10 protein-coding genes are annotated in these 12,127 nt (G+C 67.8%); 6 read left to right on the plus strand and 4 right to left on the minus strand.

Going from position 1 to position 12,127, the window contains the following annotated elements; all coding sequences use genetic code 11:
• Positions 1–13: 13 nt before the first annotated feature.
• Positions 14–409, minus strand: a complete 396-nt coding sequence (locus ACNQQL_RS13330; RefSeq protein ID WP_027789162.1) for an acyl-CoA thioesterase — start codon at positions 407–409, stop codon at positions 14–16.
• A gap of 174 nt (positions 410–583) precedes the next feature.
• On the opposite strand from ACNQQL_RS13330, the gene ACNQQL_RS13335 reads away from it, so the two are divergent.
• On the plus strand, positions 584–2,455 hold the full coding sequence (locus ACNQQL_RS13335; protein ID WP_347064364.1) for an ABC transporter ATP-binding protein/permease: 1,872 nt from the start codon (positions 584–586) through the stop codon (positions 2,453–2,455).
• A gap of 112 nt (positions 2,456–2,567) precedes the next feature.
• Here ACNQQL_RS13335 and murU read toward each other — a convergent pair whose 3' ends face one another.
• On the minus strand, positions 2,568–3,287 hold the full coding sequence (gene murU / locus ACNQQL_RS13340) for an N-acetylmuramate alpha-1-phosphate uridylyltransferase MurU (RefSeq protein ID WP_204424464.1): 720 nt from the start codon (positions 3,285–3,287) through the stop codon (positions 2,568–2,570).
• Positions 3,288–3,318: 31 nt separating this feature from the next.
• Positions 3,319–4,368: an aminoglycoside phosphotransferase family protein gene (locus tag ACNQQL_RS13345; protein WP_072443478.1), complete on the minus strand. Its 1,050-nt coding sequence runs from the start codon at positions 4,366–4,368 to the stop codon at positions 3,319–3,321.
• Between the two features lie 222 nt (positions 4,369–4,590).
• Between ACNQQL_RS13345 and ACNQQL_RS13350 the strand changes: the two genes are divergently transcribed.
• Genes ACNQQL_RS13350 through rsmA form a run of 4 tightly spaced genes read left to right on the plus strand, consistent with a single transcriptional unit; the run spans position 4,591 to position 10,236 of the window.
• Positions 4,591–6,951 carry an LPS-assembly protein LptD gene (locus ACNQQL_RS13350; RefSeq protein ID WP_347064365.1) on the plus strand — a complete coding sequence of 787 codons (2,361 nt, stop codon included), beginning with the start codon at positions 4,591–4,593 and terminating at the stop codon, positions 6,949–6,951.
• A 51-nt stretch (positions 6,952–7,002) separates the two neighbouring features.
• Positions 7,003–8,361 (plus strand): peptidylprolyl isomerase, encoded by a 1,359-nt coding sequence (locus ACNQQL_RS13355; RefSeq protein ID WP_347064366.1) that lies wholly within the window; start codon positions 7,003–7,005, stop codon positions 8,359–8,361.
• 11 nt (positions 8,362–8,372) lie between these two features.
• Positions 8,373–9,359, plus strand: coding sequence for a 4-hydroxythreonine-4-phosphate dehydrogenase PdxA (pdxA, locus tag ACNQQL_RS13360; RefSeq protein ID WP_347064367.1), 987 nt, complete (start codon positions 8,373–8,375; stop codon positions 9,357–9,359).
• A 49-nt stretch (positions 9,360–9,408) separates the two neighbouring features.
• Positions 9,409–10,236 (plus strand): 16S rRNA (adenine(1518)-N(6)/adenine(1519)-N(6))-dimethyltransferase RsmA, encoded by an 828-nt coding sequence (rsmA, locus tag ACNQQL_RS13365; protein ID WP_072443474.1) that lies wholly within the window; start codon positions 9,409–9,411, stop codon positions 10,234–10,236.
• A 106-nt stretch (positions 10,237–10,342) separates the two neighbouring features.
• Here the strand turns inward: rsmA and ACNQQL_RS13370 are convergent, their stop codons facing one another.
• Positions 10,343–11,278 carry a DMT family transporter gene (locus ACNQQL_RS13370; protein ID WP_347064368.1) on the minus strand — a complete coding sequence of 312 codons (936 nt, stop codon included), beginning with the start codon at positions 11,276–11,278 and terminating at the stop codon, positions 10,343–10,345.
• A 375-nt stretch (positions 11,279–11,653) separates the two neighbouring features.
• Between ACNQQL_RS13370 and gloA the strand changes: the two genes are divergently transcribed.
• A complete protein-coding gene (gene gloA / locus ACNQQL_RS13375; protein ID WP_031401084.1) occupies positions 11,654–12,043 on the plus strand; it encodes a lactoylglutathione lyase in 390 nt (129 codons plus the stop codon).
• Positions 12,044–12,127: the final 84 nt, after the last annotated feature.

A 12,127-nucleotide genomic window follows, 5' to 3' on the forward strand; every position in this document is an offset into this window, starting at 1 on the left:
CAGCGCTCGCCCGTCAGAGCGGCGGCAGTTGCCGCGGCTTGCGGTCCGGGCCGGTCGCGACGTACGTGAGCGTCGCTTCGGTGACCTTCACGATTTCGCCCATCAGGCGCATGCGCTGTGCATACACCTCGACGTCGACCGTGATCGACGTATTGCCGGTGCGCATGATGGTCGCGTAGAAGCTCAGAAGATCGCCGACGAATACCGGCTGCTTGAACACGAACGAGTTGACCGCGACCGTCGCGACGCGGCCATTTGCGCGCTGGCTCGCGGGGATCGAACCGGCAATGTCGACCTGCGACATGATCCAGCCGCCGAACACGTCGCCGTGGACGTTCGCGTCGTGCGGTTGCGGGACGACGCGCAGCGCGGGCTGCTTTTGCGGAAGTTCGAGGGTCGAATCGGTCATGGCGGGGCTTTCATCCTGTAATAAATTCGCCGCCGCGCGCAGGCTGGCCGGCAAGGCCGCCGGCAGCGGCGCGAAGCGGCTTCTGCGACAATACAACGTTCGCAAATTGTACGAGAAAGCGGGCGAGCCGGCCGCAGATGCGCGCGTCCGGCACCGCCGCCGATCCTTCCCCTCATGCGCCGATTTCCTGCTTCCGGCGAGCCCGCGCCGGCTTCGACCGGGCCCCGCAACGACTGGCAGACCATCCGGTCGCTGCTGCCGTACCTGACCACCTACAAATGGCGCGTCGCGCTCGCGCTCGCCTGCCTGATCGGTGCGAAGGTCGCGAACCTCGGCGTGCCGGTCGTGATGAAGCGCATCGTCGACCACCTGTCCTACGTGCAGCAGCTCACCGCGCTCGGCCGCGCCGAGCAGTCGGCCGGCATCGTGCTCGCGGGCGGCGTCGGCCTGCTGGTCGTCGCGTATGCGTTCGTGCGGCTGTCGACGTCGCTGTTTACAGAGCTGCGCGAGATCCTGTTCTCGAAGGTCACCGAGAGCGCGGTGCGCCAGCTCGCGCTGCAGGTGTTCCGGCACCTGCACGGGCTGTCGCTGCGGTTTCACCTGGAGCGCCAGACGGGCGGCATGTCGCGCGACATCGAGCGCGGCACGCGCGGCATCCAGCAACTGATTTCGTATTCGCTGTACAGCATCCTGCCGACGCTCGTCGAGGTCGGGCTCGTGCTCGGCTTCTTCGTGGTCAAGTACGAGGCCTATTACGCGTACGTGACGTTCGCGGCGCTGGTCACTTACATCGTGTTCACGGTGAAGGTCACCAACTGGCGCACGCACTTCCGCCGCACGATGAACGAACTCGATTCGCGCGCGAACGCGCGGGCGATCGATTCGCTGATCAACTACGAGACGGTGAAGTACTTCGGCAACGAGGAGTGGGAAGCGCAGCGCTACGACGAGAACCTGAAGCGCTACCGCAAGGCCGCGATCCGCTCGCAGAACTCGCTGTCGGTGCTGAACTTCGGCCAGCAGGCGATCATCGGCACGGGGCTCGTGTTCATCCTGTGGCGCGCGACGCAGGGCGTGCTCGCGGGCAAGCTGACGCTCGGCGATCTGGTGCTGATCAACACATTCATGCTGCAGCTCTATATTCCGCTGAACTTTCTCGGCGTCGTCTATCGCGAGCTCAAGCAGAGCCTCACCGACATGGACCGGATGTTCGGGCTGCTGTCGGCCGCGAAGGAAGTCGCGGACCTGCCCGACGCACGGCCGCTCGCGGTGGCCGGCGCACAGGTGCGCTTCGAGCACGTGAACTTCGCGTACGAGCCGGCGCGGTCGATCCTGCACGACGTGACGTTCACGATCGACGCGGGCACGACGACCGCGGTGGTCGGTCACAGCGGCTCGGGGAAGTCGACGCTGTCGCGCCTGCTGTTCCGCTTCTACGATCTCGACCGGCAGGCGGGCGGCGCGATCCGGATCGACGGCCAGGATATCCGCGACGTCACGCAGGATTCGCTGCGCGCATCGATCGGGATCGTGCCGCAGGACACCGTGCTGTTCAACGACTCGATCTACTACAACATCGCGTACGGCCGGCCGACCGCGACCCGCGACGAGGTGGTCGCGGCCGCGCGTGCCGCGCACATCCACGATTTCATCGAAAGCTTGCCGAAGGGCTATGACACGCCGGTCGGCGAGCGCGGGCTGAAGCTGTCGGGCGGCGAGAAGCAGCGCGTCGCGATCGCGCGCACGCTGCTGAAGGATCCGCCGATCCTGCTGTTCGACGAAGCGACGTCGGCGCTCGATTCGCGCTCGGAACGCGCGATCCAGCACGAGCTCGACCAGATCGCGCGGCATCGCACGACACTCGTGATCGCGCACCGGCTGTCGACGGTCGTGCACGCGCAGCAGATCCTCGTGATGGATCACGGGCGAATCGTCGAACGCGGCACGCACGACGAACTCGTGCGCGCGGACGGGCTGTATGCGCAGATGTGGGCGCTGCAGCAGCAGCGCGCGGCGGCGGGCGGGGAAGAGGCCGAGGCCGCTTGAGCGGCGATGCTGCGCGTGGTGGCGCGCAGCGGGAAGGCGGCGGTCCGCCGCAAGGGCGCGCGGGCGGCGCAGCGGCACGACGCGGTGTCGTGCCGTGCCGTCCGTCGTCCGGTCAGCCCGCGGCGCGCAGCCGCGCGTCGAGCTCGCCGAGCTGCGCGGGCGTGCCGACGTTCTCCCAGATACCTTCGTAGAGTTCGCCGCTCGCGCGGCCGGCTTCGATCGTCGCGCGGAAGTACGGCGTCAGTGCGCGTCGCGTGCCGGGCGCGAGATCGCGGAACATCCGCGTGTCGTACAGGCCGATGCTGCCGAACGTGACGCGCTCGCCGCCGTCGAGCGACAGGCGCCCGTCGCCACCGAGCACGAAGTCTCCGGACGGATGGAAAGGCGGATTCGGCACCATCACGAGATGCATCGCGGGCGCGTCGAGCGCCGACATGCGCGCGGCGGGGGCGGCGAGCTTCCCGTAATCGAACTCGGCGAACACGTCGCCGGCCACCGCGACGAACACCGTCGACCGCCCGTCGTGTTCCAGCAGCGGCAGCGCCTGCGCGATGCCGCCGGCGGTCTCCAGCGCTTCGCCCTCGGCCGAATACGCGAGCCGCACGCCCCAGCGCGAACCGTCGCCGAGCGCGGCCTCGATCCGTTCGCCGAGCCACGCATGGTTGATCACGATCGTCTCGATGCCCGCGCGTGCGAGCGCTTCGATCTGCCAGACGATCAGCGGCTTGCCGCCCGCTTCGAGCAGCGGCTTCGGGCGGGTGTCGGTCAGCGGGCGCATCCGTTCGCCGCGCCCGGCGGCGAAGATCATCGCCGTGGTCAGGGTGTCGCTCATGTTCGGCTGGGTATCAGGACAGTCGGGACGGTCAGAACGTGTAACCCACGTCGGCCGGCGCGTTGCCCTCGAGTTCGTCGAGCAGCTTCGCGAACGGCACGAGCGGGCGGTAGCGCAGCGCGACCTTGCGCGCATACGCGAGGAAGCGCGGCAGGTCGTTCAGGTAGTGCGGCTTGCCGTCGCGGTAATTGATGCGCGCGAACAGGCCGAGGATCTTGATATGGCGCTGCAGCCCCATCCATTCGAGCTGGCGGTAGAACTCGCCGAAATCCGGATCGACCGGCAGGCCGGCCTTTTTCGCCTTTTCCCAGTAATACGCGAAGCAGTCGAGCTCGAACTCCTCGTCCCAGCTGATGAACGCGTCGCGCAGCAACGACACGACGTCGTACGTCAGCGGCCCGTGGACGGCGTCCTGGAAGTCGAGCACGCCCGGATTCGGCTCACAGACCATCAGGTTGCGCGGCATGAAGTCGCGCAGCATGAAACCCTGCGGCTGCGCTTGCGCGCTGGCGACCAGCAGCGCGAAGGTGCGCTCGAGCGTGCCGCGCATCGCGTCGGTGACGGGCTTGCCGAGGTGGCGGCCGACGAACCATTCGGGCAGCAGCTCCATTTCGCGGCGCAGGAACGCTTCGTCGAACGGCGGCAGCACGTCGGGCTTCGACGTGAGCTGGAAGCGGATCAGCGCGTCGAGCGCATCGCGCATCAGCGGCCGCGCGGCGGCCGGGTCGGCTGGATCGAGCACCGAGATGTACGACGTGCGGCCGAGGTCCGTCACGAGCATGAAGCCCGCATCGAAATCGTGGGCCAGGATGTCCGGAACGTGATCGCCGGCCGCGGCGAGCAATTGCGCGACCTGGACGAACTCGCGGCACTTCTCGGGCGGCGGCGCGTCGACGGCGATCAGCGTGCCGCCGGCGCTCGTGGCCGACGAGACACGGAAATAACGGCGGAAACTGGCGTCCGACGACGCAGGCGCGAGGGTCGACAGGTCAAGGGCGTAGCGCCCGGCGAGCGGGTGCAGCCACGCGGTGAGCGCGTCGAGGCGGGCGTCGGGCTGGGATGCGGCGGATGGGGGCGTCATGAAACTCGCGGGAGGGGGGAACGTCTTGCCATATAATACCCCACGACTTTTTTGACGCGCCCCGCGTCAGCTTCCGCCGTACAGGCCCACTGCCTGTCGCGCCGTCCGCCCGATCGCCTCCCCGGTTTGCGCTCAGCCGCAGTCGCGGTTCGACGGTGCGGCCCGCCGTGCGCGAATGTGCGCGAAGGCGCGGTTGACAAGGGGCGATTCGCCAAACGATAGATGCCGCCCAAACCGCTATTCCCGAATGTTTTCCCCGGTGACGGGGCGCCGCGCAAACGGCGGCTCGCGCTCGCGCTCCTGGCCGTGCCAGGCCTCGTGCCGGCCGTGTCGTACGCGCAGCTGTCGGGCGCGGCTGCGCAGCCGCAGCCGCTCGACTCGCCGTGGGATCTGCGTCTCGCACCCCAGCTCGAGGATCATCCGCTGAAGGACGGCGCGAAGCCGGCCGCCTTCGTGATCGCCGACCACACGAGCGGCACGGCCGAGCAGGATCTGGCCGCGAAGGGCTCGGCCGAACTGCGGCGCGGTGACGCCGTCGTGAAGGCCGACGCGATCCATTACGATCAGGATACCGACATGGCCGATGCGTACGGCCAGGTCAAGGTGGTCAATGGCGGCACGTCGTTCGCGGGGCCCGAGGCGCATCTGAAGATCGAGGCGAACCAGGGCTTCATGACGGCGCCGAAGTACCACTTCAACGTGACGGGCGGCTCGGGCAGCGCGGAGCGCGTCGACATGGTCGACAACGAGCGCTCGGTGTTCGTCAACGGCACGTACACGGCGTGCCAGTGCTCGACGAACCCCGCGTGGTACATCAAGGGCAGCCGCTTCGACTTCGATACGGGCGCCGACGAAGGCACCGCGCGCAATGGCGTGCTGTTCTTCCAGGGCGTGCCGATCTTCGCGAGCCCGTGGCTGACGTTCCCGCTGTCGGGCGAGCGGCGCAGCGGCCTGTTGCCGCCGACGTTCTCGATGAACTCGAACAACGGCTTCGAGCTGTCGCTGCCGTACTACTTCAACATCGCGCCGAACCGCGACCTGACGCTTACGCCGCGCATCATCTCGCGGCGCGGCGTGATGGCCGAAGCGACGTTCCGCTACCTGTCGGCGTCGTATTCGGGCACGCTTACGGCCAATTACCTGCCGGATGACCGGCTCGCACACCGCAACCGCTACGCGATCTACTGGCAGCACCAGCAGAACTTCGGCGGCGGCTTCGGCGGCTACGTCTACTACAACAAGGTCTCCGACAACACCTATCCCGAAGATCTCGGTTCGACGAACCAGTTCATCAACGGGACGCAGACGCTGTACCAGCAGGAAGCCGGCCTCACGTACAACAACGGCCCGTGGTCGGTGCTTGCGCGTTACCAGCACTGGCAGACGCTGCCGCCGTCGATCGCGCCGTACAGCCGCGAGCCGCAGTTGAACGTGAAGTATACGAAGTACAACGTCGGCGGCTTCGACTTCGGCGCGGAAGCCGACTATTCGCGGTTCCGCATCACGACGGCCGATGCGACCGAAGGCGACCGGATCGTCTTCAACCCGTACATCGCATACGGCGTATACGGCCCAGGCTACTTCGTCGTGCCGAAGGTCCAGTACCACTTCGCGTCGTACGACCTGAGCCACCTGTCGTCGGGCACGCCGAACAATCCGAAGCGCTTCACCGAGTCGATCCCGACCGTGAGCTTCGACTCGGGCCTGATCTTCGACCGCTCGGTGCGCCTGTTCGGGCAGGACTTCATCCAGACCCTCGAGCCGCGCCTGTACTACGTGTACACGCCGTATCGCGACCAGTCGAACGCGCCGCTGTTCGATACCGCGGAATCGGACTTCGGCCTCGCGGAGATCTACCAGCCGAACACGTTCGTCGGCAACGACCGGATCGCCGATGCGAACCGGATCACGGCCGGCCTCACGTCGCGCTTCATCGATCCGCGCACCGGCGACGAGCGTGCGCGTTTCGTGATCGCGCAGCAGTACTACTTCGCCGATCAGCGCGTCACGCTGAATTCGGTGCAGCCTGCGGCGCAGGCGCGCCACTCGGACCTGATTGTCGGCGCCGCGCTGAAGCTCGGCTCGGGCTTCATGTCGGAGACGGCGTTCCAGTACAACCAGAACAACAACCAGCTCGTGAAGTCGAGCATCGGTTTCGGTTACAGCCCGGGCGAGCGCCGCGTGATCAACGTCGGCTACCGCTATACGCGCGCGAACCCCACGCTCGACGGCCAGCCGATCAACCAGTTCCTGGTGTCCGCGCAATGGCCGCTCACGCGCCGCCTGTATGCGATCGGCCGCTTCAACTACGATCTCGCCGGCGATCGCGTGGTCGACGGTCTGCTCGGCTTACAATACGACGCGGATTGCTGGGCGCTCGGGGTCGGCGTGCAGCGGGCTGCGAACGGCATAAATTCGTCGGGACAGCAGAACTCGTCGACGCGCTTCATGATGCAACTGACGCTCAAGGGCTTGTCGACGGTCGACAACGGCCTCGTGTCCGCATTCCGCGCCGGGGTGCCGGGCTACACGCCGCTGCCGCCGCCGCCGCCGCCGATGTCCCGTTTCAGCAATTACGAGTAACGCCGGCTTGTCTGCACCGGTCAGCACGATTTCAATGGAGTATCAGTGGCAATGAAGAAAACCCTTCGTTTCGCGGCAGTCGTGTCCAGCCTCGCCGCGTCCGCCGCGCTGCTCGCCGCCGCGCCGGCCGCGGCGCAGGCGCTCGGTTCGCGCGGTGCGCAGCTCGCCGACGAAGTCGTCGCGGTCGTCAACAACGACGTGATCACGGGCCGCGAACTCGACCAGCGCGTCGGCCTGATCGCGCGCCGGCTGCAGCAGCAGAACGCGCCGGTGCCGCCGGCCGACCAGTTGCGTGCGCAGGTGCTGAACCAGATGGTGCTCGAGCGGATCCAGGTGCAGAAGGCCAAGGACGACGGGATCCGCATCGACGACGCGACCGTGCAGTCGACGTTGCAGCGTCTCGCGCAAGCGAACGGGATGACGCTCGAACAGTACCGCGCGCGTCTGGAGTCGCAAGGCGTGCCCTGGAGCATCTTCACGAGCGATGCGCGTACCGAGCTGATGCTGTCGAAGCTGCGCGAGCGCGAGGTCGACGGCAAGATCACCGTGTCGGACGCCGAGGTCGCGAACTACATCGCGAGCCAGCGCGGGCCGAACGCGGCACAGCAGCAGGACCTGCGCTTCCAGCACATCTTCATCAAGGCGCCGACCAACGCGCCGCAGGCCGACATCGAAGCCGCGCAGAAGAAGGCCGACGCGCTGCTGCAGCAAGCGAAATCGGGCGCCGATTTCGAGCGGCTCGCGAAGAACAGCTCCGAAGCGAACGACGCGAAGAAGGGCGGCGACCTCGGCTTCAAGGCGCCGAGCGCGCTGCCGGCCGAAGTCGTCGATGCCGCGTCGAAGCTGCGCCCGGGCCAGGTCAACCCGACGCTGATCCGTGTGCCGGACGGCTTCGAGATCGTGCGTCTCGTCGACCGCCGCCAGAGCCAGGGCACTTCCGCCGCGGCGCCGAAGATCGTCCAGACGCACGTGCGCCACATCCTGCTGCGCGTGGGTGAAGGCAAGTCGGAAGGGCAGGCGCGCCAGCAACTGGCCGACATCCGCAACCAGGTCGAGGCGGGCGGCGATTTCGCGAAGTTCGCACGCACCTACTCGCAGGACGGTTCGGCGTCGCAGGGCGGCGATCTCGGCTGGATCAGCCCGGGCGAAACCGTGCCGGAATTCGAGCGTGCGATGAACAACCTGCAGGACGGCCAGATCAGCCAGCCGATTCGTACCGAATACGGCTACCACCTGATCCAGGTGCTGAACCGCCGCGAGGCGGAAGGCTCGGTGCAGCAGCAGATGGACATCGCGCGTCAGGCGATCGGCCAGCGCAAGGCCGAGCAGGCATACGCCGACTGGCTGCGCGAGCTGCGCGACTCGTCGTACGTGCAGTACAAGATCGGCGGCGCCGGCCCGGCGAACTGAACGAGCCTCTGATGACCACGCCCGCGCTGCAGATCGCGATCACGACTGGCGAACCCGCGGGCGTCGGCCCCGAGCTGACCGTGCAGGCGCTGCGAGATGCCGCGCAGCGCTGGCCCGAGGCGCATTTCACCGTGCTCGGCGATGCGGCGCTGCTCGACGCACGCGCGGCGGCGGTCGGCGCGAACCCGGCAACGCTCGCTGGCGGGCAGGTGTCGGTCGCGCATCACGCGCTCGCCGCGCCCGTGCAGGCGGGCAAGCTGGACGCGGCGAACGGCCGGTACGTGCTCGACCTGCTCGACGCGGCGATCGACGGTGCGCTGGCAGGCCGGTACGACGCGATCGTTACCGCGCCGCTGCAGAAGAGCACGATCAACGATGCGGGCGTGCCGTTCACCGGCCATACCGAATACCTGGCCGAGCGCACGCATACGCCGCGTGTCGTGATGATGCTGGCGGGCACCGGCGCCAGGCCGCTGCGCGTCGCGCTCGCGACCACGCACCTGCCGCTGAAGGACGTGTCGGCCGCGCTGACGATCGACGGGCTCGTCGAGACGCTCGCGATCATCGATCGCGACCTGCGGCGCGACTTCGGTCTCGCCGCGCCGCGCATCCTCGTGACGGGCCTGAACCCGCACGCGGGCGAGAACGGTTATCTCGGCCGCGAAGAGATCGACGTGATCGCGCCAGCGCTGGCCCGCGCGAACGCGCAGGGTATCGACGCGCGCGGCCCGTATCCGGCCGACACGCTGTTCCAGCCGCGCCATCTGGCCGATGCCGATTGCGTGCTCGCGATGTTCCATGACCAGGGGTTGCCCGTGCTGAAGTATGCGACGTTCGGCGAGGGCATCAACGTGACGCTCGGGCTGCCGATCATCCGCACGTCGGTCGATCACGGCACCGCGCTCGATCTGGCCGGCACGGGCCGCGCGGATCCGGGCAGCATGGTCGCCGCGCTCGATACGGCCGTCACGATGGCGCGCCATCGCCGCGCCGCCTGACGCGGCCCGACCTCACCCCATTCGTCGTATTTTTTGTTTTACTGAGTCGATGTCGAACAGCAGACAGCACCAAGGCCACTTCGCGCGCAAGCGCTTCGGGCAGAACTTCCTCGTCGATCACGGCGTGATCGATTCGATCGTGTCGACGATCGGTCCCGCGCGCGGCCAGCGCATGGTCGAGATCGGCCCCGGGCTCGGCGCGCTGACCGGGCCGCTGATCGAGCGTCTCGCGACGCCCGAGTCGCCGCTGCACGCGGTCGAGCTCGACCGCGACCTGATCGGGCGCCTGCAACAGCGCTTCGGCGCGCTGCTCGAACTGCACGCGGGCGACGCGCTCGCGTTCGACTTCGGTTCGCTCGCGGCGCCCGGCGACAAGCCGTCGCTGCGGATCGTCGGCAACCTGCCGTACAACATTTCCAGCCCGCTGCTGTTTCACCTGATGACGTTCGCCGATGTGGTCATCGACCAGCATTTCATGCTGCAGAACGAAGTCGTCGAGCGGATGGTCGCGGAGCCGGGTACGAAGGCGTTTTCGCGGCTGTCGGTGATGCTGCAATACCGCTACGTGATGGAAAAGATGCTCGACGTGCCGCCGGAATCGTTCCAGCCGCCGCCGAAGGTCGATTCGGCGATCGTCCGGATGATTCCGTACGAGCCGCATGAACTGCCGGACGTCGATCCGGTGCTGCTCGGCGAAATCGTCACCGCCGCGTTCTCGCAGCGCCGCAAGATGCTGCGCAATACGCTCGGCGACTATCGCGAGACGATCGATTTCGATGCGCTCGGCTTCGATCTCGCGCGCCGTGCGGAGGACGTGAGCGTGGCCGAATACGTCGGCGTCGCTCAGGCGCTCGCGGCGGTGCGCAAGGCCGGATAACGCGCATGGCGCGGGCCGGACCACCGGATGTCGCGACGAGGCTGCCCCGCGGGGCAGCTTTTTTTGCGCTTGTACCTTTCTTCGCATGTCCGGCTGCCGCCTGCCGTCACTCCCGCCTGCGCGGCGGCGCGTTGACGAGCGCGATGCCGGTCAGCACGAGCGCGGCCGCGGACATGAAGCGCCAGCCGACCGATTCGCCGAGCAGCAGCACGCCGAACGCGACGCCGAACAGAGGCGACAGGAACGTGAATACGGACAGCCGCGACGCGCTGTAGCGCGTCAGCAGCCAGAACCACGACAGGTAGCTGACGAACGCGACGATCACCGACTGGTACGCGAGGCTCGCCACCGCGATCGGCGTCACATGCGCGAACGACATCTGGCCGAACAGCGCGGCCAGCGCGACCAGTACGACCGCCGACACCGCGAGCTGGTAGAACAGCGTCTTGCTCGCACTTGCGCGCGCGAGCGCCGTCGAACGCACGACGACCGTCGTCGCGGCCCACATCGCGCCGCCGAGAATGCCGAGCGCGTCGCCGGCCAGCCCCGCCAACACGGATGCGCCGGGCGCGCGCGGCGTCAGGAAGCCGTCCGCGAACGCGAGCGCGATACCGGTGAACGCGAGGCCGACGCCGGCCCACTGCGCGCGCTGCAGCCGTTCGCCCGGCGCGAACAGGTGCAGGCCGAGCGCGGTGAAGCACGGCGCCGTGTACAGGAAGATCGCCATGTGCGACGCGCTCGTCAGCGTCAGCCCGAAGAACACGCAGACGAATTCGCCGGCGAACAGCGCGCCGGCCGCGAGGCCCGCGCCGAACGTGCCGTCCGCGTGGAACAGCGGCGTGCCGCGCGCGCGGGCCCAACCCCACAGCAGCAGCGCGGCGATCACCGAGCGCAGCCCAGCCTGGAACATCGGCGCGATGGCGGCATTCGTGCTCTTGATCGCAACCTGCTGGAAGCCCCAGATCGCGCACAGCAACAGCATCAGGCCCACCGCGCGCATGTCGAGCGCGCGACGCATGGGCGTGGCGGCAAGCGTGGTCATCGGCGGGCCTCGCTGATTCGATACGGCAGCAGCAGCGAGATCGGGTGGGCGGCGCGTTCGGCGCGCTCGAATCGGCGGTTTCGCACGGCAGTATGGCTGGTTGGGAGAGTGGTCGCGTTCGGGCGGCGGGCCGCATGCCCGATTTTGGTGCGAGGTGGACGGATGTTACCCGATCGGCCGGCCTGAAGGGGCGCGCGTCGAGTGTGCGGCCGGTTCAGCCGGCGTACCCGCGCTCGCGTATCGGATCGATGCCCGGTATCGGCCGCCCAGGCAGGGCGTCCCCAGCTTGGTGCCCCCCACTCGGCGTCCCCGACGAGTTTCAGCCGACTCTGGTAGAGTTTCCGGTTCTGGAAAGTCCCCACAGGAGTACACAACATGCGTTTGCTGCATACGATGCTGCGAGTCGGCGATCTCGACCGCTCGATCAAGTTCTACACCGAATTGCTCGGCATGAAGCTGCTGCGTCGCGAGGATTATCCGGAAGGCAAGTTCACGCTCGCGTTCGTCGGCTACGAAGACGAAAGCACGGGCACCGTGATCGAGCTGACCCACAACTGGGACACGCCGTCCTACGATCTCGGCAACGGCTTTGGCCACCTGGCGGTGGCGGTGGAGGATGCCTACGCGGCGTGCGAGAAGATCAAGGCGCAAGGCGGCAAGGTCACGCGCGAAGCGGGGCCGATGAAGCACGGCACGACCGTGATCGCCTTCGTCGAGGATCCGGACGGCTACAAGATCGAGTTCATCCAGAAGAAGGCGCACTGAGCGCCGGATGAGCAGGCCGCGGCGCACGATTCGCGCGGCGGCGGTGCGAACGGGCGGTGCGGGGTGACCCGCATCGCCCGTTCG

The sequence above is a fragment of the Burkholderia sp. LFS061 genome (assembly GCF_047978125.1).
In the GTDB taxonomy this organism is placed as follows: domain Bacteria; phylum Pseudomonadota; class Gammaproteobacteria; order Burkholderiales; family Burkholderiaceae; genus Burkholderia; species Burkholderia pyrrocinia_C.